The following is a 24,505-nucleotide window of genomic DNA, read 5'->3' as shown; positions in this document are numbered from 1 at the left end:
CATTCACCTACTCTTTCTAAGCTAAAAAGCCTTGCTTGAACTCATTGATGGCATCGCCGATTTCTTTCATGAGCTCGTTGGAAAGAGCTTTCTCCGTACGGATTTTCTCAGGAATCTGAGTCGTACGCATGAAGCGGAGAAGTTCCTGTTCGAATTCTTTCATTCTTTCCATTGGGACATCATCGATATAACCTTTCGTCGCCGCAAAGATGACGATGATCTGCTCTTCGACCGGCATCGGCTGATATTGTCCCTGCTTCAGGATCTCCATGGTTTTTTGACCGCGGTTAAGTCTGGCTTGAGTCGCTTTATCCAGATCAGATCCAAACTGGGCAAAAGCCGCTAATTCGCGATAAGATGCCAGGTCCAGACGGAGCTGACCGGCTACCTGTTTCATAGCCTTGATCTGAGCGTCTCCTCCAACACGCGATACCGAGATACCGACGTTGATTGCAGGACGGAAACCGGAAAAGAACAGGTCTGATTCCAAGAATATCTGACCGTCGGTGATGGAAATAACGTTCGTCGGGATATACGCAGAAACGTCACCGGCTTGAGTCTCAATGATCGGCAGCGCTGTCAGTGAGCCACTTCCCTTTTCTGGGGACAGCTTAGCCGCACGTTCCAGCAAACGGGAATGGAGATAGAAAACGTCGCCGGGATAAGCTTCACGTCCGGGCGGACGTTTCAACAAGAGCGACAGTTCGCGGTAAGCAACCGCCTGTTTGGAGAGATCATCATAGACCACCAGAACATGCTGACCTTTGTCCCGAAAATACTCACCAATCGCACAACCAGAATATGGTGCAATATAAAGCATCGGAGCCGGGTCGGAAGCTGTCGCCATGACAACGATCGAATATTCCATCGCGCCATGCTCTTCTAGCTTCTTCACAACACTGGCTACGGTCGATTGTTTCTGACCGATAGCCACATAAATACAGATACAATTCTGTCCTTTTTGATTAATAATGGTGTCTACGGCCAGCGCCGTCTTACCTGTCTGGCGGTCCCCAATTATCAGCTCACGTTGTCCGCGGCCGATTGGCACCATGGAGTCAATCGACTTCAGACCGGTCTGCAGCGGTTCGTTTACTCTTTTTCTGTCGACTACACCGGGAGCATCTGATTCTATCGGACGATATCCGGCTGGAACAATCTCCCCTTTGCCATCGACGGGCTGTCCAAGAACATTGACAACACGTCCGATTAATTTTTCTCCAACGGGAACCTCCACGATTCTACCGGTACGCTTGACCTGATCGCCTTCTTTAATGCTGGAATAAGGTCCCAGGATAACGCAGCCGATGTTGTCTTCTTCCAGGTTCATGGCCATCCCGTATATACCGCCGGGGAACTCCAAAAGTTCACCGGACATTGCTTTCTCCAAGCCATAGACACGCGCGATACCGTCGCCTACCTGAATAACGGTACCAACATCAACGACTTCGATGGCGGATTCATAACGCTCGATTTGTTGTTTAATAATAGAACTAATTTCTTCGGGACGTAAATTCATTCTTTTAGTTCACCCCTACTTCCTGCTGAGGTTTTAACGATGTTTTTTTCAATTCATCACGTATTTTAGACAATGCGGTTGTAATTGAGCCATCTATCACACGGTCTCCCACTTGAAGTTTGGCTCCACCGATCAATGTCGGATTTACTTCGGAAAGTAAACGAACATTCTTGCCAGTCGATCTGGCAATCATTTCTTTGAGTTTTTCCTCTTGCGCCGGAGTCAGTGCTGTGGCACTGGTAACTTTTGCTTCGATTAAGTTGCGTGCTTCATTGGCAAGACGTGCAAATTCACGCTGAACTAAACTGAGGAGATTCTGTCTCCTGCGATCAATCAACAGATAAACAAAATGACTGGTCATGTCAGAAACAGTGTCATCAAGTATCTTCGCCAGAACCTTCTTTTTGGTTTCTGCTTCAATATTGGGATGGTTCAGCAAAACTTTTAGCTCATTATTTTGGGCTACGGTTTCCGCCAAATCATGCAGTTCTTTATCGATTTGATCGAGGACAGACATCTCAACAGCTAATTCAAAAAGAGCCTGCGCATAACGATGTGCGAGAGCGCCGTTTAACATGGCCGATCCCCTACCTCTTGAATAAATTGTTCAATGAGAGCTTCCTGACCCGTTATATCCAGTTTTTGCCGAATGATTTTTTCAGCAACGGCTACGGACATATCGGCTACCTGGGCTTTGACATCAGCAATTGCCCTGTCACGTTCCCGTTCAATGTCGGCAAGGGCTGACTGTTTGATTTTCTCGGTTTCCTTACGAGCTTCCAAAATAATTTCTTCAGCACGCTGCTCGCTGCTTTTGGTAGCCTTCTCAATAATTTCCTGAGCTTGCTGGCGGGTCTGACGCATTTCCTGCTGATATTCCAGCCGGATTCTTTCGGCTTCTTTTCTTTCCTGTTCGGCTTGGGCCAAGTTATTTTCAATACCCTGACGGCGTTTTTCCATCATATTCATAATTGGTGTCCAAGCAAACTTTTTCAGGATCCAGACTAAAAGCAAAAATGAAAGAAGCTGAACAAAGTATGTGTAGTCAAAATGTAACGGGCTATTTGTCGTAGGACCAGCAGCAGCTGTTGAGGCAATCGAATTGGTAAGACCTATTACGAAGGGATTCAAGCGATATTCCCCCTCCTCTCTATTTTGAGCAGTAGATTAATACGGTGTCGTTATTCAATTGTTGCATTTTACTTAAGTACACCTTAGGACTTCGTAAAGAACATTAACAGAGCCATGATGATGGACAAGAGGGGAAGAATCTCAACCAGCGCAATACCAATAAACATGGTGCTCATTAAAGTTCCTCTGGCTTCAGGTTGACGGGCAATCCCATCAATTGTGCTAGCAACAACGTTTCCATTACCCATAGCAGCTCCAATGGCCGCACCCGCGGCAGCAATACCAGTCCCTATCAACGCAGCAGCAGTGATATCCATATTAAATTTCCTCCTTAAATAAATAAATTCATTTTGTATTTATTGATTTCAGATTGCTTCTTTTTAGCCCTGAAATAATACCGTTGTTAGTGAGACTCTTCGATAGCTTGACCGACATAGGCCACCGTTAATATTGTAAAAACATAGGATTGGATTACTGCGATAAATACGCAGAAAACAAGCCAGAATGGCATCGGAATAACTCCACCGAAGGCAAATATACCCGGGATCATGAGAATGACTGCAATCAGGATTTCTCCGGCATAAATATTACCGAATAGTCGGAAAGCTAAGGTCAAAGGCTTGGCGACAAAATCAATAATATGAAGGATCGCAAAAGGCGGATAAGGTTCAAGAAAGTGTTTGAAATAGTGCGCACCTTTATATTTGAGTCCATAGACCAATACTAAAACAATCGTTATTGTAGATAAAGCAAAGGTCGTATTAACATCTGCTGTTGGCGACGAAAACGTTGTTGTTCGCGCACTGAAAATTGCTCCGCCAAACATCTCATTGATTCTAGCAAAGTGTACGTGATCGAGTAAGGGTGCGAATATATTGGGAATCAAGCCAATCATGTTCGCAAAAAAAACAAACATAATCAGGGAAAGAAGATACCCGAGCAATGACGATCCTTTTTTATAGTTCATATTATCAGAGATAAGGCCCCTGACAAAATCAATGATCCATTCCAAAAGATTTTGAAGTTTTCCGGGTGTCCCACTTGTCAGATTACGCTTACAAAGAAAGACAAAACCCAAAAGAAGTATCATCGTGACCCAAGTCATAATCAGAGTCTTCGCATGCAAAGTGCCATTTCCCAATACCCATAGTACGGTATCATGCATTTAATTTTCACCACCTTTCGTTTTTCTTAGTTGATGCCTTGCTACAATTATAGGAATAACAATACCAATCATCATTCCTATAGCCACATAATAAAGCCATTCCGGTTGGAACTTTGCAACAATAGCAAATACCAACGTAATGATTACCAACCTGAATACTAAGCTTTTGTAGTATGTTTTTAGGGCTGCTTTCTTATCTTTGTCCATTGCTTTTCGAGCATCCCTAAGTAGCCACTTAACATTAATTATGCCCGTATAATAGCCGATCAATAAACCGACAAGGGGATAAAATTCTGTTCGCCATATTACGATTAAAACAGTAATGCAGAGAATAACCGTCAAAATCTGAATAAACCTGCTATTTTCCATCCGTTTTACCTAACTTTAAATAAATTAATATTAGAGATAGTATACTGAACAAAATACCTAGAATCATCAAAACTGCCTTAAATAAAGGGTCAGTGCCAAAATGAGTATCCAAATAATTTCCGAAAAAATATCCTCCTACTTCCAAGCCAACAAGAGCAGAGGCACTTGATGATCCCCATAGCATATACTTGACAACATCACTTGTAAATTTGTCAGCCATCTGGTTCCCTCAAATCTCTTGGTTTTTCGTTGACAACATAATATATAATGCAAGATTTATGCCAATTGCACTTGCCGTCAAAAGCCGCCTAGAATTAGGATTATCTCTCCTTCACATAATCATCAGTTTTTATTTTGCAATTTTTTTAATTATTTTGGTTTTTTATAAGAAAAATTTTGTGATCAGATACTGAAAATCTTACGATCATAAAATTTTTCAACAATAATTTGGGTGATTCTTGCGCTTGATCTGCCGTCCCCGTATGGGTTTGCCGCTTGAGACATTTTTTCATAGGCATCCTGGTCGGTTAATAGCTGCTGAATACTCTCAACAACTTTTTTATATTGTGTCCCAACCAGCAATACGGTTCCTGAATCTACAGCCTCAGGCCGTTCAGTCGTATCCCTGACCACTAGAACGGGCTTGCCCAGTGAAGGAGCCTCTTCTTGTATCCCCCCAGAGTCTGATAAGATCAGATAGGCCTTCGCCATTAGATTTACAAAGGGTTCGTAATCCAAAGGTTCAATTAAATGGACTCTTTCATTGCCTCCCAGAACCTCCCCGACTACTTTCCTGACCGTAGGATTCTTATGCATCGGAAATATAACATAGGTATCAGGAAATTCCCTCAGGACTGTCTCCAGCGCCTGATAGATCTGCCGCATGGGTTCTCCCCAATTCTCTCGGCGGTGCGTTGTCATTAGGATCATTCGTTTATTTTTATTTGCTTGTAAGATCTTGTTCAAATCTATATCCGCAAACTGATATTCCGTCTTAACGGTACTTAATAAGGCATCAATTACTGTGTTACCTGTAACAAATATATTCTCCGGGGCGACCCCTTCGCGCAGCAAATTAATTCTCGATACTTCGGTAGGTGCAAAATGCAGGTCTGTTAAACTGCTGGTAAGTTTCCGATTGATTTCCTCTGGCCAAGGAGAATATTTCTGGCCAGTTCGCAAGCCAGCCTCGATATGGCCAATCCGGATCTTATGATAAAAAGCTGTTAGGGCTGACGCAAAAGTAGTTGTAGTATCCCCTTGTACCAAAATCAAATCCGGTTTTTCCTTAAGCAATATCTCATCCATTCCTGTCAGCACTCCAGTGGTAAGGGCGGTCAGGGTCTGTCCATGCTTCATTAAATCAAGATCATAATCAGGTATAATGTCAAAGAGTTTAACAACCTGATCCAGCATCTCACGATGCTGGGCAGTAACAACGACCAGGCTTTCAACGCCATCTTGTTTTTCTAATGCTTTTACGAGAGGTGCCATCTTAATAGCCTCAGGTCTGGTTCCAAATACAGTCATGACCTTATATTTTCGTTGCTTCAATTCCACAATATTTCCCTCACTGTTGGGCAATGCCTGAATGCGTACTTCAAAGACCTTTAATCTTAAATATTATACACGCCCAAGACATTTTTCGCAAATATATACAACTATAATTGTCTTTATTTTGCCATTTATTAGAGATAAAGGCTATCTAAACGCCTTCATGCTTCTGTCCCGTCCCATGCTCTACCTGATACTGGAATCGTGGCACGCTACCTAATATGGAATAAATAACCGAGAGTAAAAAATGATGCAAATAGTTTGTGTGAACTATTCGCATACAGCTCCATCATCCTATGGTTTATTACTCGCTTGTCTCGAAGCGAATATTCTTTTTTTTACCGTTTTCATCAAGATAGACAACCCGTTTAATCATCGCATTTTTAATCATTCTCCGGCACAACAGGCAGGGTTCCCCTGATGCTTGTTCCCCATCAAATTCATAGCCGGATATGTAGATTGTGGCTCCCTGCATTTTTACGGGATCACCGGCAATAATCGCATTTTGTTCAGCGTGAACCGCCACACATAACTCATATCTTTCCCCTTTGGGAATATTATACCGTTCCCTGACACATTCCCCGATGTCAATGCAGTTGGGCTCCCCTCTGGCAGCACCATTGTAACCCGTGCTAACAATAATATTGTCTTTGACAATCACTGCACCGTAATTGCGCCTTAAGCAGGTCGACCGCCTGGCCACCAGCCGGGCAAGATCAAGGAAATATTCGTCCCACGCTGGCCTAGTTTGGTTTTTCATCACACTACTCCCCGCATTCCGCTTTCCTTTGCTAAAAAAGTCCACTAATTTTTGTCTGCCAAGATAATTCTCTATTTTTAGTATACTCGTACCAGACGCTACTGTCATTATATCTGTTAGGATCTTTTCCTGTTCATTTTCTGTTTCTTCCCTGTTGTTATCCTTTCGTTCCAAACAGTCTGTCCCCTGCGTCTCCGAGTCCCGGAATGATATAGGCGGACTCGTTTAAGCATTGATCGACAGCCGCAACGTAGATATCGACATCCGGGTGATTTTCCTGGACAACGCTTATACCCTCTGGTGCTGCTATCAAACAAACAAGTTTAATACTTCTGGCACCACGCTTCTTAATGGAAAAAATCGCTGCAGAAGCTGAACCTCCTGTGGCAAGCATTGGATCAATCAAAATAATATCTCTTTCCCTGGAATCTGAGGTCATCTTAAAATAGTACTCCACCGGCTGAACGGTCTCATGATCCCGGCAGAGACCAATATGGCCGATCCTGGCATTAGGTATGATCTTAAGCATCCCGTCCATCATTCCTAGGCCTGCCCTCAGGATCGGAACCAAAACAACTTTCCGGCCAGATATTCTTTTGGCCTTGGCTGTAGCCAGCGGCGTCTGAACCTCGATTTCCTCCAGTGGGAAGTCTTTGGTGACTTCATACGTCATCAGCATGGCTACTTCCTCAATCAGGTCCCGGAATTCTTTCGAGCTCGTATTTTTATCGCGAATTAATCTGAGTTTATGCTCAATCAAAGGATGATTCGAGATGTAGACATTTCCCATTATTATTTGCTCCTCCCAGGTTAGCTTACTTATACAAGGGAAATCTTCCGCAAATATCCTCGACAATTGCTTCGGCCCGGGCAGTTTTCGAAGCATCGCTGGCCGTACTCAAGGTCAGGTCAATCGCTTCGGCGATCAGATCCATCTCAGCTTCCTTCAACCCTCTGGTCGTGACCGCAGGCGAACCGATCCGGATACCGCTCGTTACATTGGCACTCTGAGGATCAAACGGGATCGTATTTTTATTCACGGTAATGCCAACACTGTCCAACCGTGTTTCGGCTTCTTTGCCAGTCAGCCCCTTGCTTCTGACATCCAGTAGCAGTAGATGGTTGTCCGTACCACCTGAAACCAAACGGAACCCTCTTGCCAGAAATCCTTTGGCTAAGGCCTGGGCATTTTGCAAAATCTGCTGCTGATATTCAACAAATCCCGGTAGAAGAGCTTCACCAAAAGCCACGGCCTTGGCTGCAATCACATGCATCAGTGGGCCGCCCTGAATTCCAGGGAATATCGCTTTATCGATCTTTGGCCCGAATTCCTCTTTACAGAGAATAAGCCCGCCTCTTGGTCCTCTTAACGTCTTATGGGTTGTGCTGGTTACAAAATGCGCATAGGGAACGGGGCTCGGATGAAGACCGGCTGCCACCAGACCTGCAATATGCGCCATATCAATCATCACGTAAGCACCAACTTCATCGGCAATTTCTCTGATTCGTTTAAAATCGATTAAGCGAGGGTAAGCACTCGCTCCACCCACAATCATCTTTGGTTTATGGGCAAGCGCCAGTTTATGCAGATTGTCGTAATCAATCCGTTCTGTTTCCTTATCAACGCCATATTCAATAAAATTGAAATATTTTCCCGAGATATTGACCTGACTTCCATGCGTAAGATGCCCCCCATGAGACAGGTCCATGCCCAGAACCGTGTCCCCAGGATTCAGCATTGCAAAATAAACTGCTGTATTGGCCTGCGCTCCTGAATGGGGCTGAACATTAGCATGTTCCGCATTAAACAGTTTTTTGACCCTTTCCCTGGCCAGGCTTTCAACTATATCAACATGCTCACATCCGCCGTAATAACGTTTTCCCGGATATCCTTCGGCGTATTTGTTTGTGAGGACCGAACCCTGAGCAGCCATAACTGCCCTGCTGACAAAGTTTTCCGAAGCGATGAGTTCAATTTTATTTTCCTGTCTGTTTTCTTCCAGCTCTATGGCTTTTGCTACCTCAGAGTCCTGGATTGCTAAATATTTCTGAATATAATCCATCTAAATATTCACCTCTATCATAAATAACTAGGATATTGTTACCTTCTCTGCATCTTATCAACCTTAAAATTATTCTGTTTAGCATATGCCATCGTATAAACTTCTGTCCTGACCCGCCTCAGTTACAGGGGTAAGAAGCTCTTGGGCCGCCGACATACTTCGGCCGAGTTTTGGCAAGATTAAGATGAGCCGCACCAAGTTTCCGGACATTAATCCTTAGTGGGACGGCCACCGGGCGAAGATGCATACCAATCAACGTGTCTCCGATATCAATTCCGGCATCAGCCCTAACCTGTTCGACAGTAACAGGATCGGAAAAATTTCCCCAGGCAGCCAGGGACATTGCTCCGCCTGCTGAAAGAGAGGGTATCACCACAACGGGTTCAAGATTCAGCCTGTCAACCGCATTTCTTTCTACGATGAGCACCCGGTTTAAATGCTCACAGCATTGAACCGCCAAAAGAATCCCAAGCTTGTCCGCCCACTTCCGAAGTGGTTCAAACAGAACATCAGCTACTTCTTTGTTACCGGCTTTGCCAATCTTCTCGCCGATAATTTCACTCGTGCTGCAGCCGATAACCAACAGTTGTCCAGGCTTTAGTTCAGCTATATCCTCAAAGGCTTGAAGAATATGCTCCCACTCATCTTTGATTTGTTGAAGCATTTCCTTCTTATCCGCCATAGTACCCTCACGCCTTTCTTATTTTTTTGGCCAATATTCTCAGCCTAAAGATTAAAATTACTGTTCAAAATCGCTAATCATATCTACTCTTCTGGCATGTTTCCACCCGCTGAAGGATGTCGTCAAAAAAGTCTCGACAATATCCAGCGCAACACCCTGACCAATTACCCTTGCTCCAAGTGCTAGAATATTAGCATTATTATGCTGCCTGGCCATCTTGGCCATATAACTGTCGGTACAAAGGGCAGCCCGAGTTCCCTTGACTTTATTAGCTGCGATGGAAATCCCTATTCCGGTGCCACAGACCACGATTCCAGAATCTACTTTATTTTCTATCACTGCTTTCCCGACATTGAATCCATACTCCGGATAATCAACGGAACTGTCGCTGTCTGTACCGCAATCTAGAATTTCGTAGCCTTTTTCCGCAAGAAATTCTTTGATGCACTCCTTAAGCTGATATCCTGCATGATCTGCACCCAATGCAATTTTCATTTCTGCCTCCTAAACTCCGTAGTTTTTTATCATTATTTTTTGTAATTTAGCATTTACAGGCGCTAACTTTTCTCTTGATACCGCCTTATTCCGGCTTTGATCGTTTCTTCAATTTCTTCCGCACATAACCTATATGTTTCCAGAGATCCTAGCCATGGATCGGAAATTTCTTTATCTAAACCAGCCCATTCTCCGAGCTGCATGATTTTATCCTGATATTCCGGATAAATACTGACCAATAATTTTTTCTGAGCTTTGGTCATTGTCAGGATCAGGCCCGCTGCAGCAAGTGTGTCTTTTTGCAGTCTGGCTGCTCGGTGTTGCCGGGAATCAATTCCCCTTTCCTGGAGAATTTGCCCTGCATACGGGCTGACGGGATCGCCATCCAAAGCCTGAATACCAGCCGAGAAAATCTCAACCCCTTCCGGAAAGTATAAGCGGGCAAGACCTTCTGCCATCGGGCTTCGGCATGTATTTCCTGTACAAACAAACAAAATTTTCTTAGATATCATTATACCCTCTTTTCCGGACTAGTAAATTATAATTTGATTGACTTAGAAAATAAGACTGAAGATCATTCTCAGGCCAATCAAAAATAAGATACTGCCACCAATGGCTTCAGCTTTGCTGCCGGCCCAGGTCCCAATTCTTCGGCCAAGAAAGATGCCGCATCCTGTCATGATGCCTGCGGTAAAGCCCATGATCAGGATTGCCGGCAGGATCATACTGACAAACGTACCCAGAGAAAATCCGACACTCAGCGCGTCAAGGCTGACGCTTCCTGCCAAAACAAAAATTCCGAAACCTTTTAAACTCGGAATGTTTTTTTCTCCCGATCCCAGAATGGCTCCCAGAATCATTTTACTGCCAAGCCAGAGCAAAATGACAGCTCCAATTCCAATTGTAACATTGCCAAACAGCAATCCAAGTTTCTGTCCAATCCACAAACCCAAAAGCGGCATGAAAACATGAAACGCTGCCACGACAGTACTCAGCCGCAGCGCTGTTTTATTGTCGGTTCCAATCATTCCCAAAGCAAGCGAGAAGGAAAAGGCATCCATCCCTAGTGCTATTGATACCGCTATAATCCATGTTAATTCCAATTTTTTTCCTCCTTAATTTTGGTCAGACCAGGATACTTGCGTCCCTGGTCCAGAAATTCTTTTTTGCCAGCTGCTTTTTTCAAGCGGTTCATAAAAGCAAGTCCTATTCCTTCTTCTGCAATCTCCTCCGCTAGAATGATATCGATATTTTGCTCGTCACACAGTCTCAGTCCCTCAAACAGACGGCTGGCTGCTGAATCAAGATTATTTCTGGAACCAAGTACAAATATCATATCAGCCCTGCTGGTCGTATCTTCGGTCAATCTGGCAATTGTTTCGTCCAAACACAGTGCCGCAGTCCTTGCCGCGTTGTTTTTGTTCCTGAGATATTTCGTAATTTTTTCAGCTTTTTCAAAGGTACTGCCGCTGAATAAAATGATTTCACCTTGCGGTGCGTAATGTCTATATTTCATGCCAGGCGACCTGGGTTTTACGGTAGACAGTCCGTTATCAGTACTACGGTCCAGTTCGACCTTCCCCAGCACTGCCCGAAGTTGTTCAAGCGTAATTCCTCCCGGGCGCAGAACCGTTGGTAATTCCCCTGTCAAATCGAGTACAGTCGATTCGAGACCCACTGTACAAGATCCGGCATCTATCAGCAACGGAATCTTCCCTTTTAGATCACGCCAAACATGATCTGCATTAGTTGGACTAGGCTTTCCCGATATATTCGCACTTGGTGCGGCCAGCGGACAACCCGCTGCTTCAATCAATGCCAGGGCAACAGGGTGATTCGGCATTCTGACCGCTACAGTGTCCAGTCCCCCGCTTACAATCTCCGGAATATCCGTTCTCTTAGGCAGTATCAGCGTTAAAGGTCCTGGCCAGAAATTCCGCGCGCAGATTTCAGCCTGCTGTGGCCAAACACGGACAAGCTGCTTTGCTTCGTCCAAAGTAGCAACATGAACAATCAACGGATTATCCGAAGGACGTCCTTTCACAGCATATATTTTAGCACAGGCTTTACTGTCCAGCGCATTCGCACCAAGCCCGTAAACGGTTTCGGTTGGAAATGCCACGACTTCACCCTGGCGTAGCAAAGCTGCTGCTTCCTGTAATTCTTTATCCTGTTTAATGCTGTCCGGCTTCAGCCAGATTTTTTTTGTTTCCATAGCAGCTCCTTCGTGATCCCTAGTACCTTATTAACTCTAAATTGCATGTAAAGTGCTTAGCCTCAGGGTTGAAGGGTACTCGGCTGACGGCGGTTTCCAAACGGCTATTAACGAAATTCTATTCCTTACGGGCCAGCACTATTCTATCCAGACCAGCGTAGTCAGAAAATAATTCGGTTTGGTATCCGGCAGCCTTAAATAATTCCCGAACCTGGGTTCCCTGGGAATATCCGATTTCCACCAGAATTATTCCCCCATGGTTCAAGAATTCTGTTGCTTTCATAGCAATCCTCCGGTAAAAATCCAATCCATCTTTTCCAGCCAGCAGGGCTAAGACAGGCTCTTTCCTGACTTCCGGCGGACACTCCAGAATTTCCTGTTCTGAGATGTACGGAGGATTGGAAACAATCAGGCTGAATTTTTCTCCCTGTACCGGTGCAAAAAGATCTCCCAGACGAAAGTCAATATTCACGTTCATCTTGGCCGCATTGATTTTAGCGACAGTCAAAGCTTCAAAAGACATATCAACAGCGACAACAGACGCCTGATTCCAATAATAGGCCACAGCAACGGCAATTGCCCCGCTGCCTGTGCAAAGATCAAGAACCCTTGTAGAAACTTCCTTATGTTCTCGTTCTCTACCTATATTCTTGCCCAATTCCAGGACTTTCTCAACTAGAAGTTCCGTTTCTGGCCTCGGGATCAGAACGCTTGGGTTCACAAAGAAATCAAGACCCATAAATTCACGGGTCTTAAGCAGATAAGCAAGTGGTTCCCTCTGACCACGTCGTTTCAGGAAATCATTATAGATCTCTTTTTCCGGGGAAGCGATTACCCTGTCACGCTCGGCATATAGTTTGTCTCTCGTCGTTTTAAGCACAAAGGCCAGAATAAGATCCGCCTCTACCCGGGCGTCAGCTACCCCGCACTGCGCTAAATACTGTGTGCCTTGCCGAAGCAGCTCCATTGGCTGATCAGCATCAAGTCTGTCTGTCATACCCGGTAAACTCCTGCTTTCATCTTTGTCCATTAGACCGAAGCTTTGAGCCTTTCGGCATGATCGGCCGAAATCAATGCCGTAATGATTTCTTCGATGTCACCCATCAAAATGCTGTCCAGTTTATGCAGTGTAAGGCCGATACGATGATCGGAAACCCTGCCCTGCGGATAGTTGTAGGTTCGGATGCGCTCACTGCGGTCACCTGTCCCTACCTGGCTTTTACGTTCCTGGGCAATCTCGCCGGCTGCTTCTTCCTGGGCTTTCTCCAAGAGCCTGGCTCTGAGCACTTTTAAGGCTTTATCCTTATTCTTGTGCTGGGACTTTTCATCCTGGCAAGAGACCACGATCCCCGTCGGCAAGTGGGTAATGCGGACTGCCGACTGTGTCGTATTGACTGACTGACCACCGGGGCCGCTGGAACAAAAAATATCGATCCTGATATCGTTTGGGTTAATCGCAACATCGACTTCCTCGGCCTCAGGCAGTACGGCAACCGTCACGGTAGACGTATGAATCCTGCCGCCGGATTCGGTCGCAGGAATTCGCTGAACACGGTGAACGCCGCTTTCATATTTCAGTCTGCTATAAGCACCTTGTCCTTCGATCATAAAAATAATCTCTTTAAAGCCACCAATATCCGTGAAACTGGCACTTAAGGGTTCCGTCTTCCAGTTTTGACTTTCGGCATATTTTGTATACATCTTGTATAAATCACCTGCAAACAAAGCCGCTTCATCTCCGCCAGCGCCGGCTCTAATCTCCATAATGACGTTTTTCTCATCATTCGGATCCTTCGGCAATAGCAGGATTTTCAAATCCTCTTCCAACTTTTTTTTGCTCTTTGTTAATCCATCCTGTTCGGCCTCGGCCATTTCTCTCATTTCAGGATCGCGTTCCTCAGCAAGCATACCTTTCAAATCTTCGATCTGCCGGTTTATTTCTTTATATTCGTGAAATACTGCGACTATATCTGTAAGCGCCGACTGGCTTCTGGCATATTTCTGAAAATCAGCCTGATTAGCGATGATCTCCGGCTTGGCCAAGAGCTCTGTCAGATCGTCATATTTTTTTTCAATCTCTTCGAGCCTGTTTAGCATGTTTTAACCTCTCCCAAATGAATTTTATCTATGATAGTTCCTGTCCGGTCGCGAGTACCCCGTTAAGCGCAGCAATCGCAACCTCAAGTTGGGAGTCGTCCGGTTCCCTGGTCGTAAGCTTCTGCAGTAGAAGGCCGGGAACTATGATCCACTTTAAAAACATCGATTTGGAAAATCTCCCTGACAGCTTCAAAAGCTCGTACGAAACTCCAGCTACTAGCGGCATCAGGATAATTCTGGAAACAATACGCCACCACAAAGGATCCACGCCCAAAAAGGCAAAAACAAAGATACTAACGATAACAACAATAAGCAAGAAGCTCGTCCCGCACCGTGGATGCAGTCTGGAGTATTTCCGAGTGTTCTCCGTATTTAGTTCTACGCCAGCTTCATGCGCAAATATTGCTTTATGTTCCGCCCCATGGTATTGGAATACCCGCTGAATATCCTTTAATCTGGAAATCAGAAAAATATATAGAAATAACACAATAAGACGAATAAGGCCTTCGACAATATTTTGCAGCACCGTGCCAGGAAAAATATCTGTCAATAAATGGGCGGAAGCTGTCGGTATTCCGACAAATAACAGAAGTCCGGCAGCAAAGGCAATAATGATCGTTAATGCCATCGCCCAAAAGCCAAGCTCCTCTCCTTCTTCTTCGCCAACAGCGCGGTCGGCAGAAAACATCAAGGCTTTGGTTCCAAGCACCAGGGATTCGAGTAGCGCAACAAAGCCCCGGATAATCGGCAATTTGAGAACCGGCTTCTGAGACCAGGGATGAATATCTTGGGTCGTTACTTCAATCTCTCCGTTGGGTAGACGAACAGCCATCGCAATCGCCCGTGGCCCGCGCATCATTACTCCTTCAATCAGCGCTTGCCCTCCATATTGAACAGGTTTTTCCATAAATTTAAACCTCCAGGCCTAATAACCGAAAAGCAGAGCTTACGCTCTGCTCCTTGTCTTTTACAGGCAACGGCCTCAGACCGTTGTTATTGCAAACCGTATTTCTTTTTAAAACGATCGACTCGTCCACCAGCATCAACAAATCGCTGAACTCCAGTGTAAAAAGGATGACACTTGGAACAAATTTCGACCTTGATATCCTTCTTCGTACTACCTGTTTCTATAATATTGCCGCAAGCGCAGCTAATGGTAGTTTGTTCATATTTCGGATGAATTTTCTCTTTCATAACCCGTCACCTTCCTTCCCAATCAGATCCGTCTCAATCAAATACAGTCAACTCTGAATATTCTAGCACATTCTTTGCCTTTCGGTCAAGAAAAAACAATTCTGAAAGCTCCTTTTCACAGCGTTTTTAGCAGGCACCTTTAATTGCATATTTGGGTTTTTTGGCAAAACAATGTTTGGCTTCAATAAAACGAACCGTACCAGTCTTACCTCTCATCACCACAGTGTGCGTCGTGGCACCCTCACTGCTGTATATCACGCCTTTAAGCAGCGGTCCTTCCGTAATTCCGGTTGCCGCAAAAAAGATGTCATCCGTATTGACCAGATCATTGAGTGTCAGCAATTTATTGATATCCATTATACCTAGTTTCCGGGCTCTTTCAACATCTTCTTCATTCTCCGGCCAAAGTCTCCCCTGCATTTCACCGCCCATACAGCGCAGGGCAGCAGCGGCGAGCACACCCTCAGGAGCTCCTCCGACCCCCATCATCACATCAACTCCGCTGCCTTCCAGCCCGCAGGCAACGGCCGGAGCGACATCACCGTCGGTAATCAGGCGTATTCTGGAGCCGCATTCTCTTACCTGACGGATGATTTCACTGTGACGGGGCCTGTCGAGAATAACCACCGTAAGTTCCTGGATTTTCTTATTGAGTCCCTTGGCTATGTTCTCAAGATTTTCAGCGACCGGAGCATCTAGATGGATACGTCCCGCAGCCTTGGGACCGACAGCAATTTTATTCATATACATATCCGGGGCGTGCAGAAGTCCATATCTTTTGGTCACAGCTAAAACCGCTATGGCTCCCGGCATTCCTTTAGCAACAAGATTTGTTCCCTCGAGGGGATCAACGGCAACATCAACCTCGGGCTTTTCGCCCGTACCAAGTTTCTCCCCAATGTAAAGCATCGGGGCTTCGTCCATTTCACCTTCGCCGATCACAACCGTACCATCCATGTGCACGGTATCGAACAAAGATCTCATAGCTTCCACTGCCGCATCATCGGCTTCATTCTTCTGTCCCATTCCTACCCAGCGCGCTGAAGCGAGTGCTGCCGCTTCCGTCACCCGGGCAAATTCCATGGTTAATTCTCTTTCCATCTCTTTTTCACCCTTCTTAACTTAACTTCTTCCAGTCATCCATAAATTTATTAATTCCTGCAGTTGTCAAGGGATGCTCGGATAATTTGCTCAAAACGCCAAAAGGTATTGTCGCAAAATCCGCGCCAATCTTAGCCGCTTCCAGGACGTGAACAGGATGACGAATACTTGCGGCAATCACCCCGCAGTCCAGATCATGGACCTCAAAAATTTCGCAGATATCAGCCAGAACATTCATGCCGACCTCCCCAATATCGTCAAGCCTTCCTAAAAAAGGGCTGACATAAGCGGCCCCTGCCCTTGCTGCCATCAGTGCCTGAACAGGGCTGAACACCAATGTAACATTCGTCTGGATATCTTCTTCCCGTAGTGTCTTGACGGCTTTTAAGCCGCCAAGCGTCATCGGAATTTTGACGACAATATTCGGATGAATATCTGCGAGCCGCCGGGCTTCCTGGCACATACCCTCATAATCGAGCGCTATGACTTCCGCACTAATGGGGCCATCGACAATCCCGGCAATTTTATGGATTAGGGTATGGAAGTCCTCTTTTTCTCTGGCTACCAAAGAAGGATTCGTCGTTATACCGGCGATGACTCCCATGTCCCACGCCCGGGAAATCTCTCCTATATTGGCTGAATCAAGGAAAAAACGCATAGGCCAAATTCCTCCTTTAATAATATACGGCATAGCAAAAAAAGCTACTCAACCTCCGTAATGATATTCTTTCTATGATTTCCCTTTAGAGAATCGTTGATGATCCGTATCTCATTTTCCTCTAAAGTAATTGCTCCCGTTTGTTCTAGTATGCGCAAAATATCCTTATTATCAGTATAAATAATACCTATTGCCTTGCATAAATCGCAAATCAATTCTACACGGTCAGGTAATATTTCTACAGTTAGGTTATGATTTCCGCATTTGCAACCAAGCTTTTTCCATTCAACCAACCTGCCAAGTATTTCCATAACGCCATAGACAACAAAAAAATCATCTGTCATTATATCGAGATCTTCCTGATCGCTTGTTAACTCCGAAGCTAGACGGACAAAGTTCTTTTTGATTTCTGTGCACAATTCCATGACACGTGATTCAGGGCCGATATAGCCTACCGGCAGTTCCTTGTCACTGCATCCCAGGCGCAAAGGTTGTTCTCCCCAAATCAACTCCCTTCTAGTAACCAAGTGATGCGGCCTCCCGCAGTAAATACAAGAATATTCTATGCCGATTTTCTTGCTCTCAAAACTGATGAGCGTCAATAATGGAGTACCGCACGTGCAAATGAAACTGTTTTTTCCCAAGTGAGCAAAAGAAAACACTGATAATGTTTTAAATTGAAGTTTCCCGCAGTGGGAACAAAGCATCCCCATGCTTGAGACCGCCTGAACAATCATCTTTAGGCTCACCTCCCACACTGTCAGCCTATTGGGTCTTTCCGCTCCATGAAATCGCGGTATCAGGCTCCGTGGCCTTGCAGTTCTTTGTCATCCGTGGCCGTGGCATTAGGCCTTCCGTTACCGTCTCAAGTCACGGATCACATCAGCTTACCTATGCCGTATAGTTTATAGTTCTCCAAGTAAAATATTATTCCTGCCTTAGATTTTTTAGAATATTAGAATCGCCGTTTTTTACCATCCATGGCACCGTTGCATTAGACCCCTCCATAGCCGTCAAAAAGCCAGACTTTCGTTGGAAGTCTGGCCGGTTAATTCGTTGACCATTCAAGCCATTATTTTTTGCATACGTTTCAATCCCCAGAAACCTGATCCGCATTGATGATTTCTCCAACCTGTTTTTTTAGGTCATTTAAATCAAAAGGTTTAACAACAAAACCGGATACTCCTAGTTCCTCAGCCTGTTTATAAAAAATCTGATCCCCATATGCCGTCATCATGATGACCCGGCTTTTAAAATCTGTCTCCCTGAGTTTCGTTAGAACCTCAATTCCACTCATTCCAGGCATCTTAACATCCATGATTATCAGATCCGGTTGAAATTTCGGAATAATCTCAAGCGCTTTTATTCCGCTACCGCACGATTCAATCTCATAACCATATTCTAAAAAAACCTCGGTTAGAAGTCTTCTGATCCCATTTTGGTCATCCACAATTAACATCTTCAGCATCAAAGCCCCCCTTTTTATAACTAGATTTGCAGTTGTCAATAGATTTTCACATATCCATTGCACTAAAAGCATAGGATTTGACAAAGATCACCATACTACCTTTTATTTGACAATTGTTCTTCGCTGGGAGACAAAAATCCTTCATTAATTATTCTTATTCTCATTATTTCTCCATTTTTTTTATACATCCGTAGGATCCTGGGATTGGCCTGAGTTCTTCGTAAAGGAATCACAATCTCGTCACCGGCTACACAAGGCACGCTGCCGACATCAAGTACCGTAAGCTGCATCCCAATTTTTCCTACAATACTGACGGTTTGCCCGTTGTAAAGCAGTTTTTCCCGGCCCAGCTGAATACCCACCATAGCCGCCATATTTTTGACGATCATTTTCGCGAGATCCACAATGTTTTGAGGCACAAGCCGAGGTTCGATGCCAAACCCATCAGCATAACCTACCGGTACCACTGCTAGGGTCGTATCCTTTTTAGCCTTGTAAACACTCTGGTAGCCCACAAAGGTACCTTTTGCCGCTTTTTGCAGGTGAACAATTCTTGCTTTGACCAGCCAAGGGTCTTTTAACCACAGCCTGCCTTCGAATGCCGGCGCAGGACAATGACCAATCAAGAGTGTTCCGACTCTGACCATATTGTAATGATACTCTGGAAAATCCAAATAGGCGGCGCTGTTGCACACGTGCTTAAGCGGGATCCGGATGCCTGCTTGTTCCAACGTTTGAACATAAGCCAGATATTTTTCATTCTGTGCTCTGGTATAGGCATGATCACGCTGAGCTCCACGGGCAAAGTGAGTGTACGCCCCGGTTACCTCCAACTGAGGAGCTTCTCGCAACGCTTCAGATAATTCCTTCATCTGATCGCCCGTAAAACCGGTACGTCCCATACCCGTTTCTAACTTCAGCTGAATCCCGGCTTTAGTTCCCAACGCTTCGGCAAGTTTGTCCAATATCGGTATCCAGTCCAACTGTGATATCGTTAGTTCAATACGAGCTTGGATTGCCGCCTTCCAGTCTTCTGGGCTGGACGGGCCGAGCACCAGGATCGCACCGTCAATACCCTGGTTTCGCAGCAGCAACGCTTCAGCGATGGTAGTGACAGCAAAGGCCGTACATCCTTCTCCCTGCAAGGCTCGTGCTACTTCCGTAGCCCCTAGGCCATAGGCATCTGCCTTAACGACTGCCATGATCCGGCATTTAGCAGAAAGCCCGGCCACGATTTGTCGGTAATTATGGATAATGGCATCCATATCTACTTCGATCCACAGATCTGACATGACAAGTCCCTCTTTAACAAATGATTTAAAAATATTTAAGAGATGATTTAAGAAATTACAAGAAATGAATTATTTATTTCGTAGCCTGCGCATCCGGGCAAGCAGCCCTTTCAGTTTCCCGGAGTAAGCTTTTTCAGCAATCTGCCAAATTACATACAGGATAGGCCTGTAAACATAGTCCCATTCCCCAATGAATTCTGTAAACTCGCCGTTAAAACCTTTTTTAAATTTATACAGCCCATACAGTGGATTACTCTCGTCCAGATCTCCGGATACTCCTCTGAAATCATAGAGTGTACAACCATTGGCTTTGGCCCAGCAAATCATTTCCCATTGAATCAAATAGTTGGGCATGACATTGCGATAAGAATTTGATGATGCCCCATAGATGTACCAGGCTTTGTCCCCTGTGATGAAGGCCAGCGTTCCCGCAACAATCTTTCCTTCATATTCGGCAACAAAAAGTTCGGCAAAACCTGCCGGCACCAGCGTATCATACAGATCTTCAAAATAGGTATAAGACCTCACCAAGAAATTATCCCGCTCGGTCGTTTCCTTGAGTACACGAAAAAATTCCGGCAGGTCTTCTCTTAATCCTTTCCGGATCGTGACACCTTTTTTAGAGGCAAGGCGTATATTATAGCGGGTTTTTTGATGCATATTCACAAGCAAGGTCTCTTCATCCGGCAAAATGTCCAGACGAAACACAAACTTTGGCTGAACACCTTCAAAATTCTTTCCTGTATCCATTTTTTTGAAGCCCTGGGCTTTCAAAATACCTGCCAGAACCTGATCGGTTGAAGATACATCCGGATCAATCTTTAAGAGAATCGCCTTACGCTGTTGCGCTAGCTTCCTGATCGCTTCCAAAACAGCTGCTATTTTTCTGCTATCGTGCATATCAATGACCGGACCGCGCGGACAGTAAAAAATGGGCATCCCCAGCAACGGCAGTTTCCTTTCGAGAATTGTTGCAGCAGCAAAAATCTCACCATCTTTTTCCACTGCAAGCCTCCAAGGTTTCCAGCCCGTTCTTCCTTTAATGTCTCCCCATTCCCATAATTGCATCGCATGCCCTTTGAGATGATTACAAATAAAGGAATTAAACTTTGCTTTATCTTTAATTGTGAGCCACCTTGCCGTAAATTCCATTTTTCTACTCCTCCCAAAGACATTTCATTCCATCATTTGCGGAAATACAATTCATAGAAATACCAATCACCCGGTTCGACGTGAACCGGTTGACTGGCAAAAAACGTTTTTCTTCATCCTATTATCCTATTATTCTTATCTTAAACGTAATGATATGATTTTAAACAGTCTGATGTTTGCTGTCTTATACTTCCTTCAGCGTTGCAGTGATAAAGTTTTTGAAGAGTGGATGTGGCCGGTTCGGCCTGGACTTAAATTCAGGGTGGAACTGAGAAGCCACAAACCAAGGATGATTCGGATATTCCGATATTTCGACGAGTCTGTCGTCCGGGGATGTACCCGAGAATACCATGCCGTTCTTCTCAAGAATTTCCCGGTAATGATTGTTCACTTCATAGCGGTGACGATGTCGCTCATAAATCACTTCACTGGAATATGCCGAGTTGGCAAGCGTATTCGGTTTGACCCTGACCGGAGAAATCCCCAGACGCATCGTCCCGCCCATATCTTCAATGTCTTTTTGCTCCGGCAGCAAATCGATCACGGGATATTCCGTATCGGGGTTAAATTCTGTACTATTCGCGCCTTTTAGCCCGCAGACGTTTCTTGCAAATTCTATGATGGCACACTGCATCCCGAGACAAATGCCTAAATACGGTACTTTGTTCTCTCTGGCATACTGGATCGCCTTGAGTTTCCCTTCAATCCCTCTATTTCCAAATCCTCCGGGCACCAAGATGCCTTTAATTCCGGCAAATATTTGCCCCAGATCCGCCCCTGGAACCTCAAGCTCTTCAGAATTGATCCAGCGGATTTTTACACCGGCCCCCTGGTCGATGCCAGCATGGCGCAAGGCTTCTGCTACACTGAGGTAGGCGTCGGGCAAAGTAACGTATTTGCCGACAATCGCAATTTCTGTATACCTGCATGGCGACTTAATCTTCAGAACCATTTTTTCCCACGTTGACATATCTGCTTTGGGGGCTTTAATCCCCAAACAGCACAGAACGATATCATCCATACCTTCTTCCTGAAGACGAAGTGGAACCTCATAAATCGTCGGAGCTGTGGTATTTGTTATGATAGCTTCTTTGTCAATATCACATAATAAAGCTAATTTTTCTTTGAGGTCATCGTCAATTGCTTTGTCAGCTCGGCAGACCAAAATATTGGGCTGAATTCCGATACCTCTGAGTTCTTTGACCGAATGCTGCGTCGGTTTGGTCTTAACCTCACCGGAAGCCGACAGATAAGGAAGAAGGGTGACATGGATATAACAGACATTCTCTTTGCCCATATCTCCACGGACTTGACGAATGGCTTCCAAAAACGGTAGTGACTCCATATCGCCGACAGTCCCGCCAATTTCAGTAATCACAACATCGGGATTGCTCTCTCTTGCAACCCGGTAAATACGTTCTTTAATCTCATTCGTAATATGAGGAATCACTTGAACCGTACCGCCAAGATAGTCGCCTTTGCGTTCCTTGGTGATGACCGACCAGTAAATCTTCCCTGCAGTGACATTACTATTTTTGGATAACGGAACATCGATAAATCTTTCGTAGTGCCCAAGGTCAAGATCGGTTTCCGCTCCGTCATCGGTAACAAACACTTCTCCATGCTGGTAAGGGCTCATTGTTCCAGGATCGACATTAATATAGGGGTCAAATTTTTGGATCGCGACCTTGAGTCCTCTTTTCTTCAATAAACATCCCAAAGAAGCGGCTGTTATTCCTTTACCCAGGGAACTTACTACGCCTCCGGTAACAAAAATAAATTTCGTCATCCTTTTCTACCCTTTCCTTATCTCATAAAATTCTAAAGTTTACGAGTGCTTTGCCACGTTGTATTTCAGATTAATTAACTTCCAAAGGTAAGTTACATTCTTTCCGGTGCTGATACACCCAGTATCTTCAAAACATTCGCCAATACCTGTCTGGTTGAGCGAATCAATCCCAGTCGGGCTGTCCGCAAATCGGCATCTTGAACCAGAACACGCTGACTGTTGTAAAAAGTATGGAATAACGCCGCCAGGTCAAGTACATACCTTGCAAGCCTGTGCGGTTCGGTCAGCCTGGCTGCCAGCGCAATCTCACCGGGCAGATCCGCTAATTTTTTCAATAGATCTCTTTCCTCCGGAGAAACAAGAAGCGCCAGCTGATGTTCACCAGGAATCAGCTGTGATTTGAAGCCCTGTTCTTCCGCCTGTCTTAAGATACTGCACAGCCGGGCATGCGCATACTGCACATAGTAAACCGGGTTATCGGCAGACTGGGATTTGGCCAGATCAAGGTCAAACTCAACCGTAGAATCAGGATCCCGCATCAGGAAGAAAAACCTAGCCGCATCTTTCCCAACCTCATCAATCAGTTCCCTAAGCGTGATATACTGACCGGAACGTTTCGACATCTTTACGATATCTCCGTCCTGGATTAACCTTACGAGCTGCATGAGAATGACCTGCAAAGAATCAGGGCTGTATCCCAGGGCCTGCATTGCGCCTTTCATACGAGCTACATGGCCATGGTGATCTGCTCCCCAGATATTAATGACCTTTTTAAAACCCCGTTCAAACTTATTACGGTGATACGCAATATCCGCTGCAAAATAGGTTGGAACCCCATTACCGCGCACAATAACTTCGTCTTTTTCATCTCCCGGAAGGATTGCTTTCAGCCAGAGAGCACCTTCCTTTTCATAAATGTATTCTTTGTCTTCAAGCTGCTTCATTGTCTCACGAATATAGCCGGACTCATGTAGAGACTTTTCACTGAACCACACATCGTAGAAGACACCAAAATCTCCTAACGTTTCTTTGATATCATTAATTTTTTCTTTAAGAGCATAACTGACAAGAATATCCTGACGGGTCTGTTCTTCCATCCGGACATATTGATCTCCGTCTTTTTCAATAATATTTTTGACAGTATGAATCAAATCTTCGCCATGATACCCGGCCTCCGGGAAAAGTACTTCAACCCCCAGAAGTTGAAGATATCTGGCTTCTAGCGACAGTGCGAAATTATGAATCTGATTACCTGCATCATTGATATAAAATTCCCTGCTAACCTCGTAACCGGCCATCGCCAGCAGCGAAGCCAAACTATCCCCCAAAGCAGCTCCTCTGGCATTCCCCATATGCAAAAGGCCGGTTGGATTCGCACTGACAAACTCAACCTGGATTTTTTCTCCCTGACCAATGTTTATAGAACCGTATTGATCGCCTCGGGCGGAAATCTCCAAAATTACCCCTGTCAGCCAGGAGGGATCCAGGCGAAAATTAATAAATCCGGGTCCGGCAATTTCACTGGAGGTGATCCAAGTGTCTGCCGTATCCAGATTGTTAATAATGATCGCTGCTAGTTCCCTCGGTGCCCTTTTTGCCTGTTTAGTCAAAAGCATCGCTAGGTTGGTTGCCAAATCACCATGCTCACGTTCTCTTGGCTCTTCGAGAACGTAAGAAGGCATTTCCTCAAAGGACAGCTCTCCTTTATCGCGTGCAATGAGAACGGCTTGTTCTAATCTCTTGCAGATGTTTTCCTTGATTTTTTCGTAAACGCTCAAACCTGAAGCTCCTCCTTTGTAGG

At 45.1% G+C, this 24,505-nt stretch carries 28 protein-coding genes; all 28 read right to left on the bottom strand.

Annotated features, from left to right (window positions below; genetic code table 11):
- Positions 1–16: 16 nt before the first annotated feature.
- The 28 genes from atpA to argS all read right to left on the bottom strand — a co-directional run bounded on the left by atpA (position 17) and on the right by argS (position 24,482).
- Positions 17–1,519, bottom strand: a complete 1,503-nt coding sequence (gene atpA / locus C1I38_RS01480) for a F0F1 ATP synthase subunit alpha (protein ID WP_020492000.1) — start codon at positions 1,517–1,519, stop codon at positions 17–19.
- A gap of 4 nt (positions 1,520–1,523) precedes the next feature.
- Positions 1,524–2,096, bottom strand: a complete 573-nt coding sequence (locus C1I38_RS01475; protein ID WP_020491999.1) for a F0F1 ATP synthase subunit delta — start codon at positions 2,094–2,096, stop codon at positions 1,524–1,526.
- Positions 2,090–2,650, bottom strand: coding sequence for a F0F1 ATP synthase subunit B (gene atpF, locus C1I38_RS01470; RefSeq protein ID WP_020491998.1), 561 nt, complete (start codon positions 2,648–2,650; stop codon positions 2,090–2,092). Before atpF ends, C1I38_RS01475 begins: the two co-directional genes overlap by 7 nt.
- An 83-nt stretch (positions 2,651–2,733) precedes the next feature.
- On the bottom strand, positions 2,734–2,967 hold the full coding sequence (atpE, locus tag C1I38_RS01465) for a F0F1 ATP synthase subunit C (RefSeq protein ID WP_015044915.1): 234 nt from the start codon (positions 2,965–2,967) through the stop codon (positions 2,734–2,736).
- 86 nt (positions 2,968–3,053) lie between these two features.
- A complete protein-coding gene (atpB, locus tag C1I38_RS01460) occupies positions 3,054–3,815 on the bottom strand; it encodes a F0F1 ATP synthase subunit A (RefSeq protein WP_020491996.1) in 762 nt (253 codons plus the stop codon).
- Positions 3,816–4,184, bottom strand: a complete 369-nt coding sequence (locus C1I38_RS01455) for an ATP synthase subunit I (protein WP_020491995.1) — start codon at positions 4,182–4,184, stop codon at positions 3,816–3,818.
- Complete coding sequence (locus C1I38_RS01450) at positions 4,174–4,404, bottom strand: AtpZ/AtpI family protein (protein ID WP_083916775.1); 231 nt, start codon at positions 4,402–4,404, stop codon at positions 4,174–4,176. The genes C1I38_RS01455 and C1I38_RS01450 overlap by 11 nt, the downstream gene beginning before the upstream one ends.
- A 182-nt stretch (positions 4,405–4,586) precedes the next feature.
- Positions 4,587–5,744, bottom strand: a complete 1,158-nt coding sequence (gene wecB, locus C1I38_RS01445; protein WP_119775530.1) for a UDP-N-acetylglucosamine 2-epimerase (non-hydrolyzing) — start codon at positions 5,742–5,744, stop codon at positions 4,587–4,589.
- 298 nt (positions 5,745–6,042) lie between these two features.
- Positions 6,043–6,672 carry a dCMP deaminase family protein gene (locus C1I38_RS01440; RefSeq protein WP_243103694.1) on the bottom strand — a complete coding sequence of 210 codons (630 nt, stop codon included), beginning with the start codon at positions 6,670–6,672 and terminating at the stop codon, positions 6,043–6,045.
- On the bottom strand, positions 6,656–7,288 hold the full coding sequence (gene upp / locus C1I38_RS01435) for a uracil phosphoribosyltransferase (protein ID WP_020491992.1): 633 nt from the start codon (positions 7,286–7,288) through the stop codon (positions 6,656–6,658). The genes C1I38_RS01440 and upp overlap by 17 nt, the downstream gene beginning before the upstream one ends.
- A 25-nt stretch (positions 7,289–7,313) precedes the next feature.
- Entirely contained in the window at positions 7,314–8,561 is a 1,248-nt protein-coding gene (glyA, locus tag C1I38_RS01430; protein ID WP_020491991.1) for a serine hydroxymethyltransferase, read from the bottom strand.
- A gap of 118 nt (positions 8,562–8,679) precedes the next feature.
- Positions 8,680–9,243, bottom strand: a complete 564-nt coding sequence (locus C1I38_RS01425; protein WP_020491990.1) for a TIGR01440 family protein — start codon at positions 9,241–9,243, stop codon at positions 8,680–8,682.
- 57 nt (positions 9,244–9,300) lie between these two features.
- Positions 9,301–9,738 (bottom strand): ribose 5-phosphate isomerase B, encoded by a 438-nt coding sequence (gene rpiB, locus C1I38_RS01420; RefSeq protein ID WP_020491989.1) that lies wholly within the window; start codon positions 9,736–9,738, stop codon positions 9,301–9,303.
- 62 nt (positions 9,739–9,800) lie between these two features.
- Entirely contained in the window at positions 9,801–10,250 is a 450-nt protein-coding gene (locus tag C1I38_RS01415) for a low molecular weight protein arginine phosphatase (RefSeq protein WP_119775529.1), read from the bottom strand.
- Between the two features lie 42 nt (positions 10,251–10,292).
- Complete coding sequence (locus C1I38_RS01410) at positions 10,293–10,841, bottom strand: manganese efflux pump (RefSeq protein WP_119775527.1); 549 nt, start codon at positions 10,839–10,841, stop codon at positions 10,293–10,295.
- A complete protein-coding gene (locus C1I38_RS01405; protein ID WP_119775525.1) occupies positions 10,832–11,953 on the bottom strand; it encodes an L-threonylcarbamoyladenylate synthase in 1,122 nt (373 codons plus the stop codon). Before C1I38_RS01405 ends, C1I38_RS01410 begins: the two co-directional genes overlap by 10 nt.
- A 118-nt stretch (positions 11,954–12,071) precedes the next feature.
- Positions 12,072–12,950, bottom strand: a complete 879-nt coding sequence (prmC, locus tag C1I38_RS01400) for a peptide chain release factor N(5)-glutamine methyltransferase (protein ID WP_020491985.1) — start codon at positions 12,948–12,950, stop codon at positions 12,072–12,074.
- A gap of 32 nt (positions 12,951–12,982) precedes the next feature.
- Positions 12,983–14,050, bottom strand: coding sequence for a peptide chain release factor 1 (prfA, locus tag C1I38_RS01395; protein WP_020491984.1), 1,068 nt, complete (start codon positions 14,048–14,050; stop codon positions 12,983–12,985).
- A 28-nt stretch (positions 14,051–14,078) separates the two neighbouring features.
- Positions 14,079–14,957 carry a DUF1385 domain-containing protein gene (locus tag C1I38_RS01390; RefSeq protein ID WP_020491983.1) on the bottom strand — a complete coding sequence of 293 codons (879 nt, stop codon included), beginning with the start codon at positions 14,955–14,957 and terminating at the stop codon, positions 14,079–14,081.
- Positions 14,958–15,043: 86 nt separating this feature from the next.
- Positions 15,044–15,244: a 50S ribosomal protein L31 gene (rpmE, locus tag C1I38_RS01385; protein WP_019225004.1), complete on the bottom strand. Its 201-nt coding sequence runs from the start codon at positions 15,242–15,244 to the stop codon at positions 15,044–15,046.
- A 126-nt stretch (positions 15,245–15,370) separates the two neighbouring features.
- Positions 15,371–16,345 (bottom strand): class II fructose-bisphosphatase, encoded by a 975-nt coding sequence (gene glpX / locus C1I38_RS01380; RefSeq protein ID WP_020491982.1) that lies wholly within the window; start codon positions 16,343–16,345, stop codon positions 15,371–15,373.
- Between the two features lie 16 nt (positions 16,346–16,361).
- On the bottom strand, positions 16,362–17,003 hold the full coding sequence (fsa, locus tag C1I38_RS01375) for a fructose-6-phosphate aldolase (RefSeq protein WP_020491981.1): 642 nt from the start codon (positions 17,001–17,003) through the stop codon (positions 16,362–16,364).
- A gap of 44 nt (positions 17,004–17,047) precedes the next feature.
- Positions 17,048–17,530 carry a hypothetical protein gene (locus C1I38_RS01370; protein WP_243103692.1) on the bottom strand — a complete coding sequence of 161 codons (483 nt, stop codon included), beginning with the start codon at positions 17,528–17,530 and terminating at the stop codon, positions 17,048–17,050.
- A gap of 563 nt (positions 17,531–18,093) precedes the next feature.
- A complete protein-coding gene (locus C1I38_RS01365) occupies positions 18,094–18,471 on the bottom strand; it encodes a response regulator (protein ID WP_020491979.1) in 378 nt (125 codons plus the stop codon).
- Between the two features lie 95 nt (positions 18,472–18,566).
- On the bottom strand, positions 18,567–19,763 hold the full coding sequence (gene alr / locus C1I38_RS01360) for an alanine racemase (RefSeq protein WP_119775522.1): 1,197 nt from the start codon (positions 19,761–19,763) through the stop codon (positions 18,567–18,569).
- Between the two features lie 69 nt (positions 19,764–19,832).
- On the bottom strand, positions 19,833–20,915 hold the full coding sequence (locus C1I38_RS01355; RefSeq protein ID WP_119775521.1) for a peptidoglycan bridge formation glycyltransferase FemA/FemB family protein: 1,083 nt from the start codon (positions 20,913–20,915) through the stop codon (positions 19,833–19,835).
- 184 nt (positions 20,916–21,099) lie between these two features.
- On the bottom strand, positions 21,100–22,704 hold the full coding sequence (locus C1I38_RS01350) for a CTP synthase (protein ID WP_020491976.1): 1,605 nt from the start codon (positions 22,702–22,704) through the stop codon (positions 21,100–21,102).
- A gap of 92 nt (positions 22,705–22,796) precedes the next feature.
- Positions 22,797–24,482: an arginine--tRNA ligase gene (gene argS, locus C1I38_RS01345; RefSeq protein WP_119775519.1), complete on the bottom strand. Its 1,686-nt coding sequence runs from the start codon at positions 24,480–24,482 to the stop codon at positions 22,797–22,799.
- Positions 24,483–24,505: the final 23 nt, after the last annotated feature.

Origin of the sequence: Dehalobacter sp. 12DCB1 (assembly GCF_004343605.1) — a bacterium.
Taxonomy (GTDB): Bacteria; Bacillota; Desulfitobacteriia; order Desulfitobacteriales; family Syntrophobotulaceae; genus Dehalobacter.
The sequence above is the reverse complement of the archived record's forward strand: the minus strand, read 5'-3'. Positions and strand labels throughout refer to the sequence as shown.